Source organism: Bacillus cereus group sp. MYBK222-1 (assembly GCF_051916425.1).
Classification (GTDB): Bacteria; Bacillota; Bacilli; order Bacillales; family Bacillaceae_G; genus Bacillus_A; species Bacillus_A paranthracis.
The window spans coordinates 32,228-54,198 of record NZ_JBQAGP010000003.1; the positions used below are offsets into that span (position 1 = coordinate 32,228).

Consider the following 21,971-nt stretch of genomic DNA (forward strand, 5'->3'; position numbering starts at 1 on the left):
AATATGATCGTAATTAGCGCTTGTTTAGGTGGTATCGCTTGTCGGTATGATGGAAATGACAATCTCGTTTCAAAAATAGGGGATTTGCTGCAACAAGAAGAGACACTCCTCATTTGCCCCGAAGTATTAGGAGGATTGCCAACGCCTCGTCCCTCAGCTGAAATTATTGGCGGGAATGGCGATGACGTTTTGGATGGAAAAGCGAAAGTGATGACAAAAGACGGTGAAGATGTCACGGAAGCTTTTGTAAATGGTGCTTATAAAGCATTAGAACAAATGAAAGATTTGCGCCCAGAATATATTATTTTAAAAGAACGCAGTCCCTCTTGTGGTAGTTCCACAATTTATACAGGAGAATTTAACGGGAATAAACAAACTGGTTACGGGGTAACAACTGCTTTATTCAAAAGACATGGATTTACAGTCATTTCAGAAGATGATTTTGAAAATATAAAAAGGAATTGACCCTGTTCGTCAATTCCTTTTTTCTTTCTTATTTTGCACCTAATTTTTCTTTCACTTTCGCAGGAAGCTCATCTTTCTTAACTTCTTCCCAAGCCGAAACACCTTTTTTATCTGAGTGGTATACGCGTAGGAATGCATCTTTACGTAAGTTTTTTTGAGCTGTGAATTCTAATTCTTTCTCTTTACCGTCTTTATCGAATCCTTTTAATTTATACTCAAAATATTTGTATGGCTCTCCGCTATCAGACTTCTCATTTTTTTCAATTCCATCAGCTGTGATTTGAACATAGTACTGATCTTTCCCCATACGGTTAATATCACAACCAACTAAAAGGCTTGCGAATACAACTAAAATACTAAACAGTGCAATATATCTTTTCATTTCCTTCACCTCATATGTTTTTTCTTATATTGTTATCTTAAAGCCCAAAGCTTAAAGAAGAAATTCAAAAACATGACATGAACATTACACTTTTGTAAGATAATAATTATTGCTTCACTTTAGAAACCGTCATGCCGTCACCAATTGGCATGAGTACAGATTCTAAATTTAGATGAGTTGCTACTACTTCATTATAAAAAGCCTTAAGGGAAATGAATGAATCATCTCCCTTAAGGCTTTTTATCCTCTATCTCTTTACTGCCAATTTTTTATATACCTATTACCGCCAATAACGTCTTTCACGCCACTTTCGCCACTTATCACGTAATTTCCTTATACCGTTTATTACACCTTCTATTATGCATTCTATTATAATATCTATCACAAGGTATCTTATACATCTAAAAATAGGACCTATAACGTACTTCAATATAAATTCAAAAATATTTTCCAGCATATATCCCCTCTTTCTATTCTTCAATTATAACTGGAAAAAAGAGAACTTTAAAAGAAGCTTAAATAAATAATCATGCAAGATTTGACCAACTTAAAGCTACTTCAGCAGCTATTTTTTGTATCAACTAGCAATTTCGTTTTCAATATGTGAAAAAGGATTTCTAAATGATGAAGTGAATATATATTTATTGTTCTCTAACTTTTGAACGAAAGTTTTTTTACATAAGTTTCATTCTGTCCTAATTTAAAGGTTTTGAGGGGAGAAATAATATGAATCCTATTTTATTAGATGTTCCGTTACAAATAGAAACAGATAGACTCATTCTTCGAGCGCCACTTCAAGCAGGTGAAGGGAATGTAGTACATAAAGCTATTAAAGATTCAATTCATGAATTAAAGCAATGGTTGTCTTTATTCCAGTCCATTCCTACTGTTGAAGAAACGGAAATTCTTCTGAGAAATGCCCATATAAATTTTTTGAACAGAGAAAGCTTTCGCTACCTTATCTACCATAAGAAGACGAATAATTTTATTGGAACAGCTAGCCTTCACCGAATTAATTGGAATGTTTCTAAATGTGAAATTGGATACTGGGTTAACACGCAATTTAGTGGCAGTGGATACATAACAGAAACAGTACGTGCGTTAACAAACCTTGGATTTCAGTTATTCAAATTTAGAAGGATTGAAATCCGATGTGAAGCTAGTAACACGAAAAGTCGTGCGATCCCTGAAAAATTAGGTTTTGAGCTTGAAGGGGTATTACGTAATGAAGATGTTTCAGCTGACGGCAAACAACCAGCTGATACTTGCATCTATGCAAAGATAAATTAGTTTAAGATTTTAAAATTTGTTATACAAATATCTTAAGGCACGTTTCTAAATTTAGAAGGCGGCTTTTTGATTTTTTACTGTAAAAGAAAAGACCTTTTTAGCGATTGCACTCCATCGCTAAAAAGGTCTTTCTCTATTTCAACTAAAAACTTAGCACTCTTCTGGCTTACCAGCATTCGTCGCTGTACGGAAAGATGATCCACATCCGCATGATGCGATTGCGTTTGGATTATCAATTGTGAATCCGCCGCCAAGCATAGATTGTTTATAATCAATTTTTACTCCTTTAACAATCGGAGCACTTTCTTTATCGATAACAAATTCGACACCGAAAAACTCAAGAACTGTGTCGTCTTCTTTTGGTTCTACTTCAAATCCTAAGCCGTAAGAAAGACCACTACATCCGCCGCCGTGTACAGCAAGGCGCACGTACTTCTCTCCATCTTCAGCATCTTTTAACATATCTTTAATTTGGAAAGCTGCTTGTTCTGTTACTTCAATCATGAAATACACCATCCTTTCTGTTCTCGTTCTATTATACATCTTTACGCTTCTATCTTGTACTCATACACTCCGTGGCAAATTACTTCTGCTGGTCCTTTCATTAACACGTTGCCTTCTTCTGTCCATGCAATCATTAAATCGCCACCAGCTAAATGAACTGTAATTTCCTTACCACGTTCCATTTTTCCATTTAAAATAGAGGCTACAACTGCAGCGCACGCCCCTGTTCCGCAAGCTTGTGTTACACCAGATCCACGTTCCCAAACGCGGAAGTTCATCTCTTCCTCATTCAAAATCTCAATGAATTCAACATTTACTCGTTCTGGGAACATTTCATGTGTCTCAAGAACTGGTCCAAGTGTTGTAAGAGGTGCTTGTTCTACATCATCCACAAAAATAACTGCATGCGGATTTCCCATTGAAACAGCTGTAAATGCATAACGATGGTTATTGTATAAGAAGTTTTCACGAATAAATGGTGTTTCACCTTCGCCAAGCATCGGTATTTCTGCACGCGTTAAACGCGGTGCTCCCATATCAATTTTCGCTAACGTAACTTTCCCTTCTTCTACCGTTACTTCAGCCGTTACAATGCCAGCTAACGTTTCAATTGTGAAAACTGTATCTTCTACTAGTTTATGCTCATACGCATATTTCGCTACGCAGCGTAGACCGTTACCACAGCTCTTTCCTTCTGATCCATCATTATTAAACATGCGCATTTTCACCGGCGCTACGTCAGACGGACAAATTAAAATCATTCCATCTGCTCCAATACCAGTATTAATATTTGAAACCTTTTCCGCCACAAGAGCTAAATCTTCTTCAGGAATTCGTTCTTCAAACATATTTACATATATATAACTATTGCCAAGACCATGCATTTTTGTAAAAGAAAATTGGCTCATTTGTATTCACTCCAAAAATAATTTGTTATTTCAAGTATAAAATGCACGCTTTTAGAACACAATATGAATGTCCCCCGTTTCTCATATTTGACAACATTTGGCGATGAGCCATTCTTGCGCAAATTGTGTAAGAAAAAAGCCCTTCTAAAAAGGGTCTTTTTTATTTATATACAATATTATCCTCCCCTGCGAAATAAAATTTTATCTAATAGAAAAAGAAAAAGGTGCTGCCGATTGCAACACCTTAAAACATTGGATTTTCATCCAAATACTCATATACATTATTAACAAGTTCTTCTACTGTAGCCCCTTGTACCACTTCACCATTTACAAGAGCAAACGGTCCTTCAAAACAAATACCACAATATCCTAAACAACCATACTCCATTACATCTAAATTCGGATCTTTTTCTAATTTCTCTAAAGCGGCTTGTGAACCACTCGCAAGGTTACCTACACAAAATTCAATTAATGGTTTAATCAAAATTCTCCCCCCTGTACTACAAAACAAATTACTTTCTGACTTCATCTATAAGAAAAAAACTAAGCTGTTTCTTGTTGTTTTCATTACACCTTCTAAACTATTTAGTTACTTCATTATTTCACTTCAAAATAGATGATTCCTTCTATATAACATGCTATTTACGATGAAATGGTAACTAAATAATGCAGATCGTTTACTCTACTTTTCTTCTTATTGTACAACAGAGTATTCATTCATGCATTGTTATTTGTTCACAAATTCGATATAATTTGATTGAGTAAAGTCAAAATATTTTATTAATATAAAATTTTATGATTAGGGGATATTTCAACAGAAAAGGGGTAATCCATCATGAAACACCTCGTAATATTAGGTGGCGGCTACGGTGGAATGAGAATTCTGCAACGGCTACTTCCAAGCAATCAACTTCCGGATGATGTACAAGTGACATTAATCGACAAAGTACCATATCATTGCTTCAAAACTGAATATTATGCATTAGTTGCGGGTACTATTTCAGAAACGCATATTCGTATACCGTTTCCTGAACACCCACGCCTCAATATTCAATACGGCACAGTAACAAATATTGATCTCAAAGAAAAAGCTGTTCATCTCGATGGCGGCGAAGCAATTCAATATGATGATTTAATTATTGGACTTGGCTGTGAGGATAAATATCATAACGTTCCTGGGGCGAAGGAATATACACATAGCCTACAATCGATTGAACAAACACGTAAGACATATGAACAATTAAATAGTCTAGAACCAAATGCAACAGTAGCAGTCGTTGGTGCTGGATTAAGTGGCGTTGAAGTTGCAAGTGAACTTCGCGAGAGTCGTTCTGATTTAAAAATCTACTTATTTGATCGAAAAGATAGAATTCTATTCCCATATCCAGAGAAATTAAGTAGATATGTAGAAGAATGGTTCGTAAAACATAAAGTTACTATTATACGAAACTCTAACATTACAAAAGTAGAGCCAAATATTGTGTACAACCACGATGAACCACTTGAATGTGATGCAATCGTCTGGACAGCTGGTATTCAAGCAAATGAAGTTGTTCGAAACCTTCCAGTTGAACAAGATGGTAGCGGACGGGTTGTTTTAACAAAATATCACAATATTCCAAATAACGAGCACGTATATGTTGTAGGAGATTGTGCAGCACTTCCACACGCACCATCTGCACAACTTGCTGAAGGTCAAGGGGAACAAATTGTCCAAATATTATTAAAACGTTGGAATAATGAACCACTTCCTGACGAACTACCTGTCATTAAATTAAAAGGTGTTCTCGGCTCTCTTGGTAAGAAGCATGGCTTTGGTTTGCTAGCAAACCAACCATTAATGGGACGTGTACCAAGGTTACTAAAATCCGGTATCCTCTGGATGTACAAATATCATAACGGTTAATACTTTACAGGCTGTCTCCTAATTAGGCAGCCTCTCTTATTCGTTAAAATATAATTATCAGACACATCTTTCTCAATATGAATCATGATTTATTTTTCATTTTCATATTAAAAACTACCAATAAACAGTGTATGCTATTGATAAGTTGTTTTATTTCCTTTAAGGCCGAATTCATTCGGTCTTATTTTTTGTGTGGTAAATACTTTTACAGGAGGCATTTCATTTCACTTATGAACGTAACGAAACTAAATGATCGCATAGAAGCGAAGAAGAAAGAATTGATCTATCTCGTTGAAAAGTACGGATTCACTCATCATAAAGTAATTTCTTTCAGCCAAGAATTAGATCGTTTACTTAACTTATTAATAGAAATCAAGACGAAGAAAAAACGTTGCTCTTTATAACCGTTACCTTCTCTTTTTTGATACGATAGAACTAGAATCAGAAAGGAGCCATCTATGTTTATATTAAAAGACGTTACATATAAAGATATACTGCACATTCCTTATTTACAGATTCAAAAAGAAAAAATCACATGTATTATCGGCGAGAGTGGGAGCGGAAAAAGCACATTGCTCCGTATGTTAAATGATCTACAATCTCCAACATCTGGAACAATTGAATATAACGGAAAGCTAATTTCTGATTATCCCCCTATTCAATTACGACGTGACGTAGTCATGCTTGGGCAAACGCCACCTATTTTCGATGGAACCATTAAAGACAATCTATTAATGGGACTTCGTCTTTCTGAAAAGCCATTTCCAAATGATGCTGCCTTGCGAAGTGCATTAACGACTGTTAGCTTGGAAAAAAATTTAGAAGACAACGCTGATTCATTATCAGGTGGCGAAAAACAACGACTTGCTTTTGCACGTATCGTACTTATGGATCCACCTGTCTATTTATTAGATGAACCAACTTCGGCGTTAGATAGCGATACAGAACGACGCGTTATGAAGCAATTCACTATGTTAGCAAAAGAAAAGAAAAAAACAGTCATCTTCATCACACACTCACAACAGCTTCCAGAAGAAATTGCAGACGATATTATTGAGATTAGTAAAGCAAACGGTGCAACTAGAAAGGAAGTGCTCTCAGTTGAAGGGCGTGATTGAACTCCAAATTTGGCAACTTGCCGCTGCATATATTTTCATTCTTATTTTAATTGGGCTTGTGAAGTTAAAAGGAATACCTCGCGAAAAACAAATCGCGCTCGCAACATTCCGTATGACGATTCAGCTCGTACTTGTTGCCTATGTCCTTACATACGTATTTGAAAACAGTAATCCATTTTATACAATTGCTCTCATTACTTCTATTACTACCTTTGCAATTTTTAATATTTATAAACGAGTGAATATCCCAATGTCTAAAGAATTAAAACGAGTAGCCGCCCTTTCCATGGTAGCCGGATCAATTGGGCCACTTCTACTATTTATCTTTGTTATTATCGGACATGATCCGTGGTACGCCCCGCAATATATCGTTCCGATTACAGGAATGTTAGTTGGGAATGCAATGACTGGTGTTTCTCTCGGTGCAAATACGTTCTTAAACAATATGAAATCGCAAAGAGGTCAAATTGAAGGAGCACTTATGCTCGGTGCCACACCGAAAGAAGCAGCTGCTCCGCTCATTCGAGACGCTTTTGACTCGGCTATTTTACCAACGATCAATTCTATGGTCGGAATGGGGATTATAAGCTTACCGGGCATGATGACTGGTCAAATCTTATCTGGTGTATCACCATTTACAGCCATTCAATATCAAATCGCAATTATACTCGGTATTTCAGGAAGTACCGCTTTTGCTGTCATTATCTTTTTACAGCTTGGATATAAAACATTCTTTAATAAGAGGTGTCAGTTGAAGGATATTGACTATGGTGGACGGTAATCTAGCTTTTTGCTCGGTAAATGATGCACCTTTCTCGGTGAGTGAAATTATATCGACGATTTTTCGAATATATGTATCATAACTCAAAATATATCAACGATTTTTGAAATATATCGACGATTCGACAAGGAATATCGACTTACCGACAAAAAATGACATAATAAAAAGAGGAGGCCTATACGCCTCCTCCTTTTATTTACTTACGCCTTCTTAACGAATTGTGATTTTAACTTCATAGCTCCGAAACCGTCGATTTTGCAATCAATATCATGATCGCCATCAACTAGACGGATACTTTTTACTTTCGTACCGATCTTCACAACTGAAGAAGTTCCTTTTACTTTTAAATCTTTAATGACAGTAACAGCATCGCCGTCTTGAAGAACGTTTCCGTTCGCATCTTTTACAACTTTTGCACCATCATTATTTTCAGCTTCTGCTTCTTGGCCCCACTCATGAGCACATTCTGGACATACGAAAAGAACGCCATCCTCATACGTATATTCTGAATTACATTTTGGACAATTTGGTAAAGTAGCCATAAATTCATTTCCTCCGTTCATTATTTATACGTAAAAATCAAAATTGATGTTTACATCTCGATAAATAAAATTTGTATAGCATTTCTATATAGTGCCATAGTCTCACGTTATTGACAAGCCTACCTCAAATTCTCATTTTTTATTGTATTTTACAAAATTTCAATTCGTATGGTGTTTCCAAGTAAAAAAGAAGAACCTTCACAAGATCCTCCTTTTCAAAATGAACGAGTTCTGACTAGAACCCCCAACCATTTTCTTCAATATAAAATTGATACTCTTCTAGCTCATCTTCACTTAACTTCTTATTATTCTCATATACTTCTTGCCATTCAAAATAGTCTTCACTAAAATAAACAGCAAATTTAATTTTCACGTTCTTCTTCTCTGCATAATCATAACCAGTAAATTCTACTACATCATAATCTTGTTCTTTCTTCACAAACTTCCAAGTTGGATTATCCGTCATAATCTCTAAAGTCACACCTTCACTACTTGAACGAACGACATTTTTAATATTTGGCTCAGTTGGTAAAAGTGAGAGTCCGAACATAGCTCCACCAAACATGATTCCAACTATAACCTGGAAACCAACCATACCAGCAAAACTAGCGCCACCCTTTGATTGTAAGTAATACGCCTTCTCATGATCTGGCATATCTTCTCCCTTATGTAATACACGAACAGCGTGCTTATAATATAAACGGTTTCCTTGCCATCCAGTAAATATCATCGTTCCTAACTGAAGAACTAAACTACATGTTAAATAAATCCCATCTGGAATATCTATAAAAGGAGTTACAACGATACTAGGTACCGCCAATAACGTAAGTATAATAAACAACTTATACATTTTACGATAAGCTAACCAAAAAGTTGGGAAGAAAAAGGCTACCCAATTCCACGTATTCCCTTGCGCTGGATTTTCTACTTTGCCCCACTTAAAGTCATAATAAGCTGTATTCTTTTGAACAACTTTATGCAACTCTTGCGGAGAAATTTTTTCTTGTAAAACAGTGTCCTTCACGTACATCATCCTTTTCTCATATCTACATACGTGTATTTTATAGAAATAAAAAGAAGGAATCTAACAAAAAGTACATATATTTCATAAAAATGAACAGAAATCGAATATATTCCTACAATTTACCGTTTATTATTCCATTTTTCTTTTTAATATATTAGAATACTTATGAATGATAGGTTTAATACACTAAGTTAATTATTTTATATATTCACTAAAAAGGATGCATCAAAATCATTTTATACATCTTTTTTAGTGAATATATACTACTATTTTAAAACAAACATCTCGATTTAAGAGAACTCACAAATTAGCTTTCTACTATTTCAAACATATTTCCACTTACGCAACTAATGAATAATGCATTATTAACTTCCTCAATTGATACAATAAAATCTATTGCTACAACATTTTTAGGCAGTTTAATTATATCTTTTACCTCGCCACATGCAGCATCAAGTATTATCAATTCTAAATTTGAAGTTGCAATATAAATTTCTCGATCTTTATATAACAGAACCTCTGTAATATCATGTAGAGTCGTATTGTTCCAAATCACTTTACCTGTTTGAATATGAATACCACAAATTCTGCCTTCTCCTAAGGACAATACCATCATCTCTCCGATAAGAAATGGAGGCAATTCAATTTCAAAAGGCATATTTATTTCATATAACTTTTGAGCGCTCTTATGGTCATAACATTGTATTTGTTTACTTACCTCTTCATAATCATACTCAGTTCTTGTTAATAATATTTTTGATCCCTGTGATGCAATGTAAGAGTACTGTACCTCATCAAAGGCTTTTTCAAAAATTAAGTTACAACCTTCTTTTCCATATTCCCACTTTTGTAATGAATCTATTGCTACACATATAAAATGTTCATTAGTTAAAGTAACTGGTTCATTTGGATTACAATCTTCCATCATTTGTTTCCATCGTGTAGAAGCATCTAATAATTGAATGGCAATTGCAACGTTACTATATGCATCAACTTCCGCATCTTCATCCAAAGGATTCCCTGCTAACACATAGTAATCTGAGCCAAAATGGCATTGCAACTTCTCTCCTCCAACTCGGACATTCTTTTCCCATACTTTCACTCCACTTTCAAGCTCTAATAAAACATTGTAGCCTTCCTGTGTCATAACTAATAAACGTGGTAATTCTTCCTTCGTAGTTTTTACAACTTGTATAATATGCCCTTCTATTTCTAAATTCCATAGAAACTCCCCAGAACTTGATGAAATAGCGTACAATTTCGCAATATTTTCTCCAAATCTATTCGCATGCCAAATAATTGTGACATCATTCACAGTTATGCAATTACAATCTTCTACTAGTGGAAGATGACACTTCCAAACCTCTTCTTTCGTTTCACTATCGAGTTTACGAATTTCGTGGCTGTTTTCCTCCACATAAAAGATACTCTTCTCATTATGAGATAGTACCGGAGTAAATATCGGTTCAACCTCTACCCCCTTTAAATAATTCCAGTTTAATTCATACTTACCACTTGTAGAATGATATGTTCGGTACATAATTGCGTTATTTCTATTTACAAGTTCAGAAAGAAATGGCTCAATTTCTAAAATTCTATGATACGCATCTTTTATTCGGAAAGAATCAACTCCACTTATGTAAATCTGCTCTATCTCCTTTTTAAGAAACGAAAAGATTACTCGTAAAAATTGCTCGCTATCAACACTAGCTAACTTTTTTCCTCTCTGATTAATAATGAGAAAGTTCCCATCCTTCTTCTTAAACTCTACCTTTTTTTCATATCTATCTAAAAAAATCACAGCACCATCATCTTTAAAACATTCACCCCATGCGTCAAACAACTGACAAATCGGGTCGATTATGTCTGTTTTTTCTTGCAACACAATTCTATCATCTATACTAATTACTATTTCTCCGGCATTTTCTGTCGGCAGTTTATTTAGTTCGATTTGAAACTTTTTCATTATTTCCTCCCTCTATTGCTCGTTATTCAAACTAACTATAATATATGACATAAGATTCTTAAAACTATTATTTGAGGTGACCCAATATGAAGACTACAATTTGGACAGAAGATGATTATTTAAAACTAGCACCCATTAACGACGAACTAATCAAAAAAGCAGAAGAAGTACTGAACGTAAAGCTTCCGGAATCATACATAAACCTTCTAAAAGAACAAAATGGAGGAACACTGCGCCTTGATGCTCACCCTACTTCAGAGCCGAATTCTTGGGCAGACGATCACGTTAATGTTTCTGGCTTATATGGCATTTCTTTTGATGAAAATGAATCTAGTATTTTAGAGAGTCATTATTTAATTCAAGAATGGGAAATGCCTGAGAATCTCGTACTTTTATCTGGGGACGGACATACATGGATTGCATTAGACTATCGAAATGTAGCTGAAAATCCTCCAGTTATATTTATTGATAATGAAGTTGAGCAAATAATTGAATTAGCACCTAACTTTGAAAGTTTCTTACAAAACTTAACTACATATGAATATGACGAAGAGTAAACCTTATTCTAAAGCGGTACAAAATTCCATTGCAAATTTACATGCTGCTTTAAAACTGCTTGGATTTAAGAAAAAAAGACATACATTTTGCAAAGCTGAAAACGGATTTTATAAACTCATTAACATACAAAAAAGTCAATTTGGAGATGACTTCTATATACATATAGGAGTTCATCCTATCGGTCTCCCGCAGCTTATCACGGACCAATTACTAATTAAAGAAAACATCTCAATATTCGATTGCATTCTGCGAACGAGAATAGAGCCTATACATATGAAACAGAACCAGTTATTGCATAATGTTTCACATGAAACTATCGACATTCCGAATTATCTTTCTACTATTTTCGACTGGTTTCAAGTGTGGGCATCTTATGAGAATTTAGTAAAAATAAATATACATTCCGTTACTCCAGTACTAGCCGTCGTTCCAATATTACAGGAAAAAGCGTTTTTGCTTCTTACTTGTTTCTCTTTCTACAATTTAAAACAGTACGAGCAAGCTAATCACTACTTACAGCAATATTTGCAATGTGCTGTACATCTGAATACCGAGGAAAAAGAGCCCGTATTCTTTCACGAAGTTGACATGTATATGAAAAAACTAGTAGAAAACGCAATGTAACTTCACATTGTGCTTTCTGCTAGTGCTTTATCACACTTTTATATCCTTCTCCTACAACTCCCAAGTAATATTCATCTCTTTAAAAGATACTTTACTAACTTCTAACCCTTCACTATCATCCGTTCCAATCATTGCTACCTCATCTTTAGACAATATAATTTCCTCATTTTTACTTTGGATTTTTCTCTCATACACGATTTGTAAAAGCTCTATTTGTTCCTCTGTTAGCTCATACTCTTCTTCCAATCTTTCCATCGCTGATTCCTTATCAAGTAATGGCGTTTCTAATAAGAATCCGCCGTGCTCTTCCATCTCTTCAAATGAATCAATTGAATACGCACCGCTATCCTCAATCCAAAATGCAGTTGTAATAAAAGGAACTGTTTCACCTTCTACTTCTTCTAATACGTATTGAAGAGCTTCTTCTTTCGCAATATCTATCACTTCCGAAGGTGCTCCTTCAAAATAATTTGCCACATCAATCCACTCATCCATTCTCTCACTATTCACATCTTGAAGACATACGATCGTATAATCCGGATGAAACGTAATTGTCCCTCTTCCGCCTTGACTATCTTGCATACTATAGTTACATCCATCCCATGAACTTTCATGTAAAAAGTCCGGAGCATGCGCTACATTAATAGCATGAGCAATCGAATTTAAAACGCACCCTTTCCATAACTGTTCTCTATCTATATGTAATTTATATTTACTCATCGTCTTCCTCCACACACATATTTTTTCTATTATCTTTCCTCTACATAATACTTGTAAAGCCTTTCCCACCTACTACATAATACGAAAGACGCCCTTTCAAAAAGGCGTCTTTTTTACAGTTGAAAATTTACTAATAAATAAAATGAATTGTTTAATACATGAATTCCAATTGGAACGAGTAAATTGTTTGTTTTCTTATAGGTGTAGGCTAAACTTATGCCTATACCAAAAATATATAAAATACTCCCTACTGTAAGGGGATGCCCTAAAGTAAATATGAAAGCACTTATAACGGCACTACTAAGTGTAGAGAAGCGCTGAGATAATTTCATAAAAAACATACCTCGGAATACAAGCTCTTCCCAAATCGGCGCAAAAATCGTGAGTACAACTACATATAAAATGATTTCATTTTTAGTAGGCTCTATTACTATATTAGATTCCCCCACACGAAGCCCATGTGGTAAAACTAAATTTAATACTGCAAGATATATAAGCAGTACGATCATTGTCATTATTATTGTTACATAATGTTTTGAGTTATTGAATTGTATTGATTTTAGTAAATGCACACAGTAATTTCTTGCCGGTGCATACATTACAATAATCATACAAAACGTGAAGGGTGAAATGAGATGATTTACATACCACGGATATAATGAGGAGCCATATAAAAAGTTCAAATAACCAATTCCATACATGGTCCCAAAAATAATTACGATCATACCGATTACTTCTAGCATACTCATTTGTACATTCTTTTCTTCATATGTAACTAATTCCGTGTCCACTATATCCCCTCCAGTATAATTAAACCTTTTAAACCATTATATACCAAATTAAACGTAAAAAAAGACAATACACTCAACTGTATTGTCCATTTTCTTCCCTACCATTTCTCTCTACACGTCTCAATTAAGTGCAGCAAATACCTCTTCGTCATATCTGCCCTTCTCCACCTTGAGAGCATTCTCTTTTCTTTTGGATTTTGCCGTATTCTCGCTACTTCTTTTAATAAAAGCTCCCACTCTTCCGCTGAATGTTCTAATAAGTATTGCAATCCTCTATCTTTTGAAACGATTGTTTTATAATTTAGTGTATATAAAATGCGCCCCATCGTAACGACCGCTGATTCTACCCATTCTTCTATAAAGAATAAATATGGCTGCTTCGCCTTCCCACTCCAGTACTGTTCTACGTTGTATTTCATCGTATTTACTACATCATCCCACCTTATTTGGAACGAAAGGTCTTCTGCTTCTTTCCCGCTCACTGTAATCCCTTGATTTTTCAATGTCCACCATGTGACTGCATTAATATCCCAATGTCCTATATTCGCCTTACCATCTGCACAATACACGTACTCATTCATTTCATCATTGTATTTTCCTAAATCAACAAGCGGAATATACATACCATCCATTCTTTTCCCTAACGTACTACCACTAAGTTTCTTATGAAGCTCTACAAGTTGCTGTTTTTCAGCTTCATTCACGGGATCACTTATTACCGTGACAAAATCAACATCACTCGTTTCTGCATGAAATGCACCGAGTGCGATGGATCCGTAAATATATACGCCAACTATTTTTTCATCTAAAAAAATTTCTTTTAACCCTACTATGTACTGCTCCATCAACTGCTCTACTTCTTTCGGTAACGCATGCTTTACTACATTCTCCACATCTATCCCTCCAATAAAAAAAGCCTTTGCAAATTCGCAAAGACTTCCTGCTTTATAAATATTTCTCGATTTCTTCGTAAACATCCTTCAAACGAGGATTTCCTTCTCCAACAATTTCTCCATTTACAAGAACGACCGGATAAAATAAATCTTCCTCTACTACGCGCTCCGCGAATGCTTTTTTATCTTCATCTTCTTGTTCTTCTTGAAAATCAATATACTCGAAATTAAATTTATTTTCTTGTCCTTCATATTTACGACCAATCGCCGCTTGTAACCACTCAAACGTTTCTGTTGAAGATGGCATTCCAACGCAGCTCGCACAAATTACTTTCGTCCCATACACTTGCACATTAACCATTTCTTCTCCCCCACTTCTTGTTCTAACAGTATATTCAGATGCCTTAGCACATAAGCACATCATTTTACAAACTTATTCCATACCCCTATACTGAAAAAACACGTTGTAAACATGATAAAAAATTTCGGCAATAAAACAAGAACAGAAAAAATAGATTTTCCCCTCTATCTTGATTATAATAAAACTGATGAAAGGAGTCGATAAAAATGGAAAACCCACATATGCAAGAACAAGTACTAGAAGTATTAGATAAATTACGTCCATTCTTACTTCGCGATGGCGGAGACGTTGAGTTAGTAGACATTGAAGAAGGTATCGTAAAATTACGCCTTATGGGTGCATGCGGAAGCTGCCCAAGTTCTACAATCACACTAAAAGCTGGTATCGAGCGCGCGTTACTTGAAGAAGTACCAGGCGTTATCGAAGTAGAACAAGTATTTTAATTAAAAGCGGAAGCGGCTCGTTCAGAACAGGAGGTCATTGGAGCTCCTGACGAAGAGGCGCTTTTTGCCTCACAGGAAGGCGCGAAATGGCCGACTGTTCTAGCCGCTGGAGCTGGATATTATCTAGTGGCTCGTTCAGAATCACTTCCTAGAAAGAGACCCATTTGGGTCTCTTTTTTTATTCAAATCACATTTATCCGTTAACATCATAAAACAAAATTGGAAATCCTTCTCAAAAAATGCGATAATTAATACTATATAGTGGATCGTTCACACATATAAAGTAAAAAACATAGGGGGACGACACATGCCAAAAATGGGGAACACGTTTTTAACAATTCAAGAACTAGAAAAGAAAAAAGAGTATTTATTAGACCTTTCATCCGTTATACCGACATGGAATGCGAGCTATCAATTTTTATTTAAAGAAATCCAGCAAGAATTATTGAGTAAAGTAAATGAAAAAATCGAAAAACATCAATTCATTTTAAATATATGTGCAGATCAACAGGTAGGGGCATAATGTATTACATACAATTGTGGTATATAAAAAAGAGACCTCAATCGGTCTCTTTTTTATATTTTTAAGACAGCCAATCTAATTTTCTAATCCCAAGCTTATCAACTGGTAAACGGAGTGAGCCATAAAAATGCCTCATAAATTGCTCTGAGCGGTTCACATCGTGTAAAATGGCTTCTAAGCGATCTCTATATATGCTTTTTTGTTCTTCGTTTCCAGTTTGGTAATATCGTTCAACTGTTTCAAAATAGTGAAGTGGGAATAAGAGCCTTGCAAATAATAAGCGCCAGCCAAATGAGGATAGCGAATAATTCCGTTCATAATCTGTAACAAATTGAACGATTGTTTGATCCCAGTCTTTCTTTTTTTCAATCATCATATAGCGAATCCATTCTGCTATATCTCGAGTTGGGTGATCATACACCCAATCAAAAGGGAGTTTGAGACGCTTCGTTTGATGCCATAATAAAGGTGTGAATCGTTCTTGGCAAATTGTCGCTGCATCAGTTAGTTGCGGCGTATCATCCATTTCTGTATCAACAACATATTGAATGGCATTTTCTGCAACCCCTAAGTAATACGGGAAGGATTCAATAAACAATTGATCGAATACGTCTGTAGGGTGGTTCATCACTTGTGATTGCCAAAACTTTTCTAACTGATCGAGTCTCTTTTCCCATAACGCTTTCCATTCACCAATGCGGCTTAATTGCTCAATTTCTTCTGGAAAGAATGCACCTCGTTTATGGAATATAGAAAGCTCACTTCCTAATGACGTAGCATGTCGTTCTAACGCGCGCATACCTTTTAATAAGCAGTAATTTTGTTCTTCTATCTCACTTACATAGTAGCCGTGTATAGTCGGAACGAAAGTCGCTACAGTTATATCCCCTTGCTGGTTCATATAGTCACTGAGCTTTTTCATCTCTACAAGTACTTCTTCCTCCATTTCTCCAATTGGAACAAGTACATAAATTTTGTTGCGAATCCAAAAGCTTTTATAGGGGCCAAGGGGGATTAATTCTTTAACATGCATGTGATAATGCTCATAAATATGATGAATCATCGCAGTCGCCACCTATGGTTTTTCTTTATATATATGAGCTTGTGCTCGCCTTTCATTCCTATGCACATGATAAAGCAACGAAACGTATACAAATACTAAAAAGAAAAAAAGGTGATAAACATGAAAGAATCAAATCAACTACAAGAAAGAGCATTACAACTATTACAAGAACGCGGTGTAACAATTGACGATATTGCTGAGCTTGTTCATTTTCTTCAAAAAAAATATCATCCAAATTTAGAGATGTCAGAATGCCGTTATAACGTTGAGCGTGTATTATCAAAACGTGAAGTACAAAACGCACTGATTACAGGTATCGAACTCGATGTTCTCGCTGAAAAAGGAATGTTAAGTGAGCCGTTACAAGATATCGTAAAACGTGATGAAGGCTTATACGGAATTGATGAAGTGATCGCACTTTCTATCGTTAATGTGTACGGCTCTATCGGTTTCACAAACTTTGGATATATCGATAAATTAAAACCTGGTATTTTAGAATACTTAAATGATAAATCAACTGGAAAGGTGCATACATTCCTTGATGATATCGTTGGCGGAATTGCTGCCGCTGCTTCAAGCCGTTTAGCGCACAGAGCTGAGCATTCGGAGTGAAATACGAAAGACCGTCAGTGTCATACTGACGGTCTTTCGTATTCCATGAGCATAAATTCTCTTCCTCGGCTTACAAAAATAGGGCCTTGTTGAAAACCTATATGTTTATAAAGCGTAATCGCTCTTGTATTAAATGTCGCTACGCTAAGTCGAAACGTTTTCGGCTTACATTCTTTAACAGCAAACGCTATCCCAGCTTGAAAAAACATTTTCCCTAGCCCTTTCCCTGTTAACTCCGGCTTCATGCCAAGTCCGATATCCATTACATCTTCTCCACCATATAAATGAGCATCTCTTCCCCCTGGCACTTGTGCATTTTCCCCAAAACAAAAATAGCCGATAAACTCTCCCTTATCGTCACAACAACCATAATACGTCCCATCTAATAATTCTTCTATTACTTCTTCCTCGCCTGAAAAGCTATATAAATTATAGGGTTCTTCGTACGTCCACGTATTTATCTCATTTGCTTCTTCTACCGTTAACTTATGTATATCCATCCTTCTCTCCCCTTATCAAATACTTTATATATACTCATTCATTTTTCGCGCCTCATTTCCCTTCAATTGAAATATGCACAATTGCATACGCACACCCGTGGAAGAAATGGTACAATTTATTCGAATCGCTGTTGCTACACTTCTTGATCAAAGAAAAGGCGTTAAAACGGATATTAGCGCCTTATCAAACTCAAGCAATTGGCACATTTTGTCATCTTGAAAGACACTCGAAAGAGTGTCTTTTTTTCTATACCTTACAAGGACTTACTCATTTCAAAGCATAAACACATAAAATAATATAACTCTTTACACGCATGAATCCCTTTCTAAACGTTGCGAAGTAGACTTAAAATAAAAAAGCACTCTTGGCTAGAGTGCTTTTTACTTTCAAACAAGGAGGTTACATAATATGGATAGTACTCTCGTATTTAACTTCGGCATTGGTATTATCATCATTTTATTTGTTTTCTTTGTTCTTTGTATGAGCGGGGTGTAGAAAGACGATTTGAGGCGTCTTTTTATACATATGTATTACTTGACTTTCGTAAAAGAAGTAACAATAATGGTTACAGAGAAACCATTCACATATCCACAAATAGGAGGAAGAACAATGAAACATGTAATCGTTTATGCACACCCAAATACAGAAAGCTTCAACCATGCGATTTTAGAAACGGTAAAAAGTGAATTAGAAGAAAAAGGTCATGAAGTACGGGTTCGCGATCTATATGAATTAAACTTCAATCCAGTATTAGGCGCTTCCGATTTCATCTCATTTTCTCAAGGAAACACACCAGCAGATATTAAAGAAGAGCAAGAGCATATCTCTTGGGCTGATAGCATTACGTTTATTTATCCAGTTTGGTGGGCGGGACTTCCTGCTATTTTAAAAGGATACGTTGACCGTGTATTTAGCCACGGCTTCGCTTATGCTTACGGTGAAAATGGCATCGAGAAGTTATTAAGCGGTAAAAAAGGATTATTATTATCTACAATGGGAAATACGAAAGAGGCATACCTAGCCGGCGGTATGTTTGACGCAATGAAAAAAACAGCTGATGTTGGTATTTTTGAATTTACAGGCATTGAAACAATTGAGCATACATTCTATACAAGTGTCCCTTCTGTGGATGATAGTGTGCGTAAACAATATCTTGAAGAGGTTAAAGATGTTGTGAATCGTGCATTTTAATAAAAAAACTCCGGCTTTAACAACCGGAGTTTTTTATTTCATCATTAATTTCGGAATATATCTTTGAAGAATGCTTTCTAATTCATTCATATCTTCCTGTCTAATAAGTAAATTCACATTGTCATTCATTTTTTCTCGACCGCGATATAAAAATATATTTTCTTTTGGATTTTCCCATGTTGATGTTTTATAGCCTTTTAATTCTTCGTATGAATAAAAGTTTAATCCGTCTACTACACCTTTTTCATATATTTGTACACTTTTAATAAGATGGATGGCTATTAAAGTCATAAAACAACTTGCTACAGCATGAATACCTAGCTGAATGAGAAACTGTTCAACTGTATGAATATCGCCACTTACGTACCGAGCATATATATACATACATTGTCCAATGAAATATGCTGGTCCAAGTAATACAATCCAACGTCTTTTCACCCGAGGGTACATTGCAATCAGTTTTCCTGCGCTTTTTTTCATTTCATTTATTTTATATATTTTCCATAGAACAAAAAACAAAACACACAATGTAAAAACAAATATAATACATGACATCCAGTACATTCTTATTCTCCCCCTTACATCATTACATTTAAATTTTACATTTTATATACTTATAGTACATATGCAATTATGCATAAAAAAACAGGTAACCTCTTTCGGTTACCTGCGTTTCCTTACATCTTCTCAATCCACTCCGTCAAGTTATGCACAACTTGCGTCGGTTGTACTTCATATTCTGTTAACTTCTCCACAGTTGTGACTCCAGTGTGGACAAGAAGCGTATGCATACCAGCATTTATTCCTGCTAAAATATCTGTATCGTAGTTATCCCCAACCATTAAGGCTTCATTCTTTTCTATGCCAAGCACTTTCAAAGCTTGTTCCATAATGATTGATTCTGGTTTTCCGATAAAGATTGGATCCACACCTGTTGATACTGCTACAACTGATGTTAATGAACCGTTACCTGGTAATAACCCGCGCTCAGTCGGAATGGCAATGTCTCCATTTGTAGAAATAAATGTTGCGCCGTTACGCACAGCAAGACAAGCTTTTGCTAATTTTTCATATGTGATGTCACGATCTAAACCAACAACAACGAAATCAGGATTTTCATCCACAAGTTCAAATCCTTTTTCCACAAGCGCATCATGTAAGCCTTCTTCACCAATCATATATACAGTTGCGTCTTGTTTACGTTCGTAAATGAAGTTTGCTGTTGCCATACTCGTTGTGAAAACTTGCTCTGCTTTCGCTGGAATATCGAAACGAACAAGTTTTTCTGCCACTTGTTCTGGTTTACGAGTTGAGTTATTCGTAACGAATAAATATGGAATGCCGCGCTCTCCTAATGCTTTTACGAAGTCGCTTGCTTCTTCAATTTGTTCTTCTCCGCGATACATTGTACCGTCTAAGTCAATTAAGTAACCTTTATACATCGATTATGTCTCTCCTTCTATGCTAACGTTCTCACCTTATCATACCACTCTTATATTACCCGCTTTTCCAAAAGAAAAAAACGCTTTACCTTAAAGCGCCCCATAACGTTCATTTTTTCTCTTTTATTTGGTAAGAACAACTACAATCGCCCTCGCACATATTTGCTAGCGTCTTTACTTCTGCTCCTGCAAATAAACGATTATACATCTCTTTTTCATCTTCACATACTTGCGGGAATCTCTCAGCGATTTCCTTTAACGGACAGTTTTGTTTTTCAATTATGAAAGAGTTCTCTCCATCTCTCTTAATTTGAACCATATAACCATTTTTCTCTTGCATAGCTGCTATCTCTTGCACTTTATATGCTAAATTCTTTTGGTTACTCACACGCTTTTGTAACTGTTCTTCCATACGCTTCGTTCTCTCTTTTAAAACGTAACGAAGTATTTTTTCATCGCCCATTCGCGCTAAATCTTCTAGCATATCAATTGCAAATTGCTTATACTCTTTCGGGAATGTATCTTCTCCCTTTTCGCTTAATCCATACAAATAAGTTGGTCTTCCGACATGTTGCCTTACCATCTTGGAATAGATGAAACCATCCTTCTCAAGATTACTTAAATGTCTTCGAATCGCCATTTCTGTAATCTCTAAAACTTCAGCTAGTTCCGCTACCGTGTGCTCTCCCTTTACTTTCAACAACTGCACAATTTCATCTTTCGTCGTACGTGCTTCCCCCATGCTTCACCCTTCTCCCTCACATACAATATAAGACCCCCAAAAGGCATTCTTTGGGGATCTTATAAGCATAATTATTCTGGTACAAATGCAGATACAGGCCCTAATTCCTTCTCTAAATAACTGCGAATATTTGCTGGGTATTTTTCTACCACTGCAATATGTTTTTGAATCGTCTTATATAATTCATCATGATTCATTTGAATATAATCTTGCGTAAGCATTTTTCGAAGAAGGATAATTTCTTTCATTCCTTGTCCATCTTCTGCACTTATCACTCGCTCGTCCATTAAAATATCAATAATATCTTCATAGCTTCCTGGGTCGCGCATAATAAATCCATCGATCATCGCATTTCCTACATCTAATACACAATCAATAATTAAATGAGCTATGCGTTCTAATGCGTAAAATTCAAACTCGGTTTCATATATCTTTTTCTCTTGAAATGTACTTGTTGCTCGTTCTAAACATACTAGCATTTGTTCTATTTTCTTTCTGTCTACAAAATACATGAATGTCACCTACCTGGAAATTAAAGCATTTACATTTTAATTGTAACGCTTTCTTCTGAAAAAATCGACAATTTTTCGAATTCACCTTTTCCTCGTTATTTGTTATAGT

29 protein-coding genes and 1 pseudogene are annotated in these 21,971 nt (G+C 35.5%); 12 read left to right on the forward strand and 18 right to left on the reverse strand.

Going from position 1 to position 21,971, the window contains the following annotated elements:
• Nucleotides 1–3 precede the first annotated feature (3 nt).
• Nucleotides 4–465 carry a DUF523 domain-containing protein gene (locus ACTFR9_RS16095; protein WP_000635515.1) on the forward strand — a complete coding sequence of 154 codons (462 nt, stop codon included), beginning with the start codon at nt 4–6 and terminating at the stop codon, nt 463–465.
• A 28-nt stretch (nt 466–493) separates the two neighbouring features.
• On the opposite strand, the gene ACTFR9_RS16100 is transcribed toward ACTFR9_RS16095, so the two are convergent.
• Nucleotides 494–847, reverse strand: a complete 354-nt coding sequence (locus ACTFR9_RS16100; protein ID WP_000833137.1) for a YxeA family protein — start codon at nt 845–847, stop codon at nt 494–496.
• 106 nt (nt 848–953) lie between these two features.
• Nucleotides 954–1,043 (reverse strand): annotated as a pseudogene (locus ACTFR9_RS16105) (methyltransferase); the annotation flags it as partial.
• 530 nt (nt 1,044–1,573) lie between these two features.
• Between ACTFR9_RS16105 and ACTFR9_RS16110 the strand changes: the two are divergent.
• Entirely contained in the window at nt 1,574–2,137 is a 564-nt protein-coding gene (locus ACTFR9_RS16110) for a GNAT family N-acetyltransferase (protein WP_001068204.1), read from the forward strand.
• Nucleotides 2,138–2,287: 150 nt separating this feature from the next.
• Here the strand turns inward: ACTFR9_RS16110 and ACTFR9_RS16115 are convergent, their stop codons facing one another.
• The 3 genes from ACTFR9_RS16115 to ACTFR9_RS16125 all read right to left on the reverse strand — a co-directional run bounded on the left by ACTFR9_RS16115 (nt 2,288) and on the right by ACTFR9_RS16125 (nt 4,033).
• On the reverse strand, nt 2,288–2,641 hold the full coding sequence (locus tag ACTFR9_RS16115; protein WP_000573822.1) for a HesB/IscA family protein: 354 nt from the start codon (nt 2,639–2,641) through the stop codon (nt 2,288–2,290).
• 41 nt (nt 2,642–2,682) lie between these two features.
• Nucleotides 2,683–3,549 (reverse strand): diaminopimelate epimerase, encoded by an 867-nt coding sequence (gene dapF / locus ACTFR9_RS16120; protein WP_000077414.1) that lies wholly within the window; start codon nt 3,547–3,549, stop codon nt 2,683–2,685.
• Nucleotides 3,550–3,793: 244 nt separating this feature from the next.
• Nucleotides 3,794–4,033 (reverse strand): YuzB family protein, encoded by a 240-nt coding sequence (locus ACTFR9_RS16125; protein ID WP_000595026.1) that lies wholly within the window; start codon nt 4,031–4,033, stop codon nt 3,794–3,796.
• A 351-nt stretch (nt 4,034–4,384) separates the two neighbouring features.
• Between ACTFR9_RS16125 and ACTFR9_RS16130 the strand changes: the two genes are divergently transcribed.
• The 4 genes from ACTFR9_RS16130 (at nt 4,385) to ACTFR9_RS16145 (ending at nt 7,354) form a co-directional block, all read left to right on the forward strand.
• Nucleotides 4,385–5,455, forward strand: coding sequence for an NAD(P)/FAD-dependent oxidoreductase (locus ACTFR9_RS16130; protein WP_000682081.1), 1,071 nt, complete (start codon nt 4,385–4,387; stop codon nt 5,453–5,455).
• Between the two features lie 230 nt (nt 5,456–5,685).
• Nucleotides 5,686–5,859, forward strand: a complete 174-nt coding sequence (locus ACTFR9_RS16135) for an aspartyl-phosphate phosphatase Spo0E family protein (RefSeq protein ID WP_001103328.1) — start codon at nt 5,686–5,688, stop codon at nt 5,857–5,859.
• A gap of 54 nt (nt 5,860–5,913) precedes the next feature.
• On the forward strand, nt 5,914–6,573 hold the full coding sequence (locus ACTFR9_RS16140; RefSeq protein ID WP_000470273.1) for an ABC transporter ATP-binding protein: 660 nt from the start codon (nt 5,914–5,916) through the stop codon (nt 6,571–6,573).
• Nucleotides 6,557–7,354, forward strand: coding sequence for an ABC transporter permease (locus ACTFR9_RS16145; RefSeq protein ID WP_000679250.1), 798 nt, complete (start codon nt 6,557–6,559; stop codon nt 7,352–7,354). Before ACTFR9_RS16140 ends, ACTFR9_RS16145 begins: the two co-directional genes overlap by 17 nt.
• Nucleotides 7,355–7,554: 200 nt before the next feature.
• Here ACTFR9_RS16145 and phnA read toward each other — a convergent pair whose 3' ends face one another.
• The 3 genes from phnA to ACTFR9_RS16160 all read right to left on the reverse strand — a co-directional run bounded on the left by phnA (nt 7,555) and on the right by ACTFR9_RS16160 (nt 10,886).
• Nucleotides 7,555–7,896, reverse strand: coding sequence for an alkylphosphonate utilization operon protein PhnA (phnA, locus tag ACTFR9_RS16150; protein ID WP_000212737.1), 342 nt, complete (start codon nt 7,894–7,896; stop codon nt 7,555–7,557).
• 235 nt (nt 7,897–8,131) lie between these two features.
• Nucleotides 8,132–8,926 carry a DUF2628 domain-containing protein gene (locus ACTFR9_RS16155; RefSeq protein WP_000289355.1) on the reverse strand — a complete coding sequence of 265 codons (795 nt, stop codon included), beginning with the start codon at nt 8,924–8,926 and terminating at the stop codon, nt 8,132–8,134.
• A gap of 301 nt (nt 8,927–9,227) precedes the next feature.
• Nucleotides 9,228–10,886, reverse strand: a complete 1,659-nt coding sequence (locus tag ACTFR9_RS16160; protein ID WP_000714461.1) for an outer membrane protein assembly factor BamB family protein — start codon at nt 10,884–10,886, stop codon at nt 9,228–9,230.
• An 86-nt stretch (nt 10,887–10,972) separates the two neighbouring features.
• Here ACTFR9_RS16160 and ACTFR9_RS16165 point away from each other — a divergent pair, with 86 nt between their 5' ends.
• A complete protein-coding gene (locus ACTFR9_RS16165; RefSeq protein ID WP_000858819.1) occupies nt 10,973–11,443 on the forward strand; it encodes an SMI1/KNR4 family protein in 471 nt (156 codons plus the stop codon).
• On the forward strand, nt 11,430–12,068 hold the full coding sequence (locus tag ACTFR9_RS16170) for a DUF4304 domain-containing protein (protein ID WP_033671962.1): 639 nt from the start codon (nt 11,430–11,432) through the stop codon (nt 12,066–12,068). Before ACTFR9_RS16165 ends, ACTFR9_RS16170 begins: the two co-directional genes overlap by 14 nt.
• A gap of 51 nt (nt 12,069–12,119) precedes the next feature.
• Here the strand turns inward: ACTFR9_RS16170 and ACTFR9_RS16175 are convergent, their stop codons facing one another.
• From ACTFR9_RS16175 to ACTFR9_RS16190, 4 genes are all read right to left on the reverse strand, one after another.
• Nucleotides 12,120–12,788, reverse strand: coding sequence for a hypothetical protein (locus tag ACTFR9_RS16175; RefSeq protein WP_000049698.1), 669 nt, complete (start codon nt 12,786–12,788; stop codon nt 12,120–12,122).
• Between the two features lie 113 nt (nt 12,789–12,901).
• Entirely contained in the window at nt 12,902–13,579 is a 678-nt protein-coding gene (locus ACTFR9_RS16180) for a CPBP family intramembrane glutamic endopeptidase (protein ID WP_000379265.1), read from the reverse strand.
• A gap of 98 nt (nt 13,580–13,677) precedes the next feature.
• The gene (locus ACTFR9_RS16185; protein WP_001998554.1) at nt 13,678–14,472 is read right to left on the reverse strand and encodes a nucleotidyltransferase domain-containing protein; all 795 of its coding nucleotides are present in this window, start codon (nt 14,470–14,472) and stop codon (nt 13,678–13,680) included.
• Nucleotides 14,473–14,524: 52 nt separating this feature from the next.
• On the reverse strand, nt 14,525–14,833 hold the full coding sequence (locus tag ACTFR9_RS16190; protein WP_000248590.1) for a YuzD family protein: 309 nt from the start codon (nt 14,831–14,833) through the stop codon (nt 14,525–14,527).
• A 206-nt stretch (nt 14,834–15,039) separates the two neighbouring features.
• Between ACTFR9_RS16190 and ACTFR9_RS16195 the strand changes: the two genes are divergently transcribed.
• Both ACTFR9_RS16195 and ACTFR9_RS16200 read left to right on the forward strand, forming a co-directional pair.
• Nucleotides 15,040–15,276, forward strand: coding sequence for a NifU family protein (locus ACTFR9_RS16195; protein WP_000431159.1), 237 nt, complete (start codon nt 15,040–15,042; stop codon nt 15,274–15,276).
• Nucleotides 15,277–15,583: 307 nt separating this feature from the next.
• Entirely contained in the window at nt 15,584–15,799 is a 216-nt protein-coding gene (locus ACTFR9_RS16200; RefSeq protein WP_001125487.1) for a hypothetical protein, read from the forward strand.
• A 61-nt stretch (nt 15,800–15,860) separates the two neighbouring features.
• Here ACTFR9_RS16200 and yutH read toward each other — a convergent pair whose 3' ends face one another.
• Nucleotides 15,861–16,862 carry a spore coat putative kinase YutH gene (gene yutH, locus ACTFR9_RS16205; RefSeq protein WP_000581273.1) on the reverse strand — a complete coding sequence of 334 codons (1,002 nt, stop codon included), beginning with the start codon at nt 16,860–16,862 and terminating at the stop codon, nt 15,861–15,863.
• A gap of 120 nt (nt 16,863–16,982) precedes the next feature.
• Here yutH and ACTFR9_RS16210 point away from each other — a divergent pair, with 120 nt between their 5' ends.
• Entirely contained in the window at nt 16,983–17,474 is a 492-nt protein-coding gene (locus tag ACTFR9_RS16210) for a phosphatidylglycerophosphatase A family protein (RefSeq protein ID WP_000665103.1), read from the forward strand.
• 20 nt (nt 17,475–17,494) lie between these two features.
• Here ACTFR9_RS16210 and ACTFR9_RS16215 read toward each other — a convergent pair whose 3' ends face one another.
• A complete protein-coding gene (locus ACTFR9_RS16215) occupies nt 17,495–17,974 on the reverse strand; it encodes a GNAT family N-acetyltransferase (protein WP_000351179.1) in 480 nt (159 codons plus the stop codon).
• Nucleotides 17,975–18,584: 610 nt separating this feature from the next.
• Between ACTFR9_RS16215 and ACTFR9_RS16220 the strand changes: the two genes are divergently transcribed.
• The gene (locus ACTFR9_RS16220; protein WP_000683421.1) at nt 18,585–19,166 is read left to right on the forward strand and encodes an NAD(P)H-dependent oxidoreductase; all 582 of its coding nucleotides are present in this window, start codon (nt 18,585–18,587) and stop codon (nt 19,164–19,166) included.
• 33 nt (nt 19,167–19,199) lie between these two features.
• Here the strand turns inward: ACTFR9_RS16220 and ACTFR9_RS16225 are convergent, their stop codons facing one another.
• The 4 genes from ACTFR9_RS16225 to ACTFR9_RS16240 all read right to left on the reverse strand — a co-directional run bounded on the left by ACTFR9_RS16225 (nt 19,200) and on the right by ACTFR9_RS16240 (nt 21,862).
• A complete protein-coding gene (locus tag ACTFR9_RS16225; protein WP_000289887.1) occupies nt 19,200–19,730 on the reverse strand; it encodes a hypothetical protein in 531 nt (176 codons plus the stop codon).
• 113 nt (nt 19,731–19,843) lie between these two features.
• The gene (locus ACTFR9_RS16230) at nt 19,844–20,608 is read right to left on the reverse strand and encodes a TIGR01457 family HAD-type hydrolase (RefSeq protein ID WP_000276467.1); all 765 of its coding nucleotides are present in this window, start codon (nt 20,606–20,608) and stop codon (nt 19,844–19,846) included.
• 109 nt (nt 20,609–20,717) lie between these two features.
• Nucleotides 20,718–21,350 (reverse strand): helix-turn-helix transcriptional regulator, encoded by a 633-nt coding sequence (locus ACTFR9_RS16235; protein WP_000503354.1) that lies wholly within the window; start codon nt 21,348–21,350, stop codon nt 20,718–20,720.
• Nucleotides 21,351–21,421: 71 nt separating this feature from the next.
• The gene (locus ACTFR9_RS16240) at nt 21,422–21,862 is read right to left on the reverse strand and encodes a DUF86 domain-containing protein (RefSeq protein ID WP_000274001.1); all 441 of its coding nucleotides are present in this window, start codon (nt 21,860–21,862) and stop codon (nt 21,422–21,424) included.
• Nucleotides 21,863–21,971: the final 109 nt, after the last annotated feature.

What these genes read in the sequence shown, in the direction of transcription:
- ACTFR9_RS16095 (WP_000635515.1), top strand. Translation starts at nt 4, where the DNA reads ATGATCGTAATTAGCGCTTGTTTAGGTGGTATCGCTTGTCGGTATGAT.
- ACTFR9_RS16100 (WP_000833137.1), bottom strand. Translation starts at nt 847, where the DNA reads ATGAAAAGATATATTGCACTGTTTAGTATTTTAGTTGTATTCGCAAGC.
- ACTFR9_RS16110 (WP_001068204.1), top strand. Translation starts at nt 1,574, where the DNA reads ATGAATCCTATTTTATTAGATGTTCCGTTACAAATAGAAACAGATAGA.
- ACTFR9_RS16115 (WP_000573822.1), bottom strand. Translation starts at nt 2,641, where the DNA reads ATGATTGAAGTAACAGAACAAGCAGCTTTCCAAATTAAAGATATGTTA.
- dapF (WP_000077414.1), bottom strand. Translation starts at nt 3,549, where the DNA reads ATGAGCCAATTTTCTTTTACAAAAATGCATGGTCTTGGCAATAGTTAT.
- ACTFR9_RS16130 (WP_000682081.1), top strand. Translation starts at nt 4,385, where the DNA reads ATGAAACACCTCGTAATATTAGGTGGCGGCTACGGTGGAATGAGAATT.
- ACTFR9_RS16135 (WP_001103328.1), top strand. Translation starts at nt 5,686, where the DNA reads ATGAACGTAACGAAACTAAATGATCGCATAGAAGCGAAGAAGAAAGAA.
- ACTFR9_RS16140 (WP_000470273.1), top strand. Translation starts at nt 5,914, where the DNA reads ATGTTTATATTAAAAGACGTTACATATAAAGATATACTGCACATTCCT.
- phnA (WP_000212737.1), bottom strand. Translation starts at nt 7,896, where the DNA reads ATGGCTACTTTACCAAATTGTCCAAAATGTAATTCAGAATATACGTAT.
- ACTFR9_RS16155 (WP_000289355.1), bottom strand. Translation starts at nt 8,926, where the DNA reads ATGTACGTGAAGGACACTGTTTTACAAGAAAAAATTTCTCCGCAAGAG.
- ACTFR9_RS16160 (WP_000714461.1), bottom strand. Translation starts at nt 10,886, where the DNA reads ATGAAAAAGTTTCAAATCGAACTAAATAAACTGCCGACAGAAAATGCC.
- ACTFR9_RS16165 (WP_000858819.1), top strand. Translation starts at nt 10,973, where the DNA reads ATGAAGACTACAATTTGGACAGAAGATGATTATTTAAAACTAGCACCC.
- ACTFR9_RS16170 (WP_033671962.1), top strand. Translation starts at nt 11,430, where the DNA reads ATGACGAAGAGTAAACCTTATTCTAAAGCGGTACAAAATTCCATTGCA.
- ACTFR9_RS16175 (WP_000049698.1), bottom strand. Translation starts at nt 12,788, where the DNA reads ATGAGTAAATATAAATTACATATAGATAGAGAACAGTTATGGAAAGGG.
- ACTFR9_RS16190 (WP_000248590.1), bottom strand. Translation starts at nt 14,833, where the DNA reads ATGGTTAATGTGCAAGTGTATGGGACGAAAGTAATTTGTGCGAGCTGC.
- ACTFR9_RS16195 (WP_000431159.1), top strand. Translation starts at nt 15,040, where the DNA reads ATGGAAAACCCACATATGCAAGAACAAGTACTAGAAGTATTAGATAAA.
- ACTFR9_RS16200 (WP_001125487.1), top strand. Translation starts at nt 15,584, where the DNA reads ATGCCAAAAATGGGGAACACGTTTTTAACAATTCAAGAACTAGAAAAG.
- yutH (WP_000581273.1), bottom strand. Translation starts at nt 16,862, where the DNA reads ATGATTCATCATATTTATGAGCATTATCACATGCATGTTAAAGAATTA.
- ACTFR9_RS16210 (WP_000665103.1), top strand. Translation starts at nt 16,983, where the DNA reads ATGAAAGAATCAAATCAACTACAAGAAAGAGCATTACAACTATTACAA.
- ACTFR9_RS16215 (WP_000351179.1), bottom strand. Translation starts at nt 17,974, where the DNA reads ATGGATATACATAAGTTAACGGTAGAAGAAGCAAATGAGATAAATACG.
- ACTFR9_RS16220 (WP_000683421.1), top strand. Translation starts at nt 18,585, where the DNA reads ATGAAACATGTAATCGTTTATGCACACCCAAATACAGAAAGCTTCAAC.
- ACTFR9_RS16225 (WP_000289887.1), bottom strand. Translation starts at nt 19,730, where the DNA reads ATGTACTGGATGTCATGTATTATATTTGTTTTTACATTGTGTGTTTTG.
- ACTFR9_RS16230 (WP_000276467.1), bottom strand. Translation starts at nt 20,608, where the DNA reads ATGTATAAAGGTTACTTAATTGACTTAGACGGTACAATGTATCGCGGA.
- ACTFR9_RS16235 (WP_000503354.1), bottom strand. Translation starts at nt 21,350, where the DNA reads ATGGGGGAAGCACGTACGACGAAAGATGAAATTGTGCAGTTGTTGAAA.
- ACTFR9_RS16240 (WP_000274001.1), bottom strand. Translation starts at nt 21,862, where the DNA reads ATGTATTTTGTAGACAGAAAGAAAATAGAACAAATGCTAGTATGTTTA.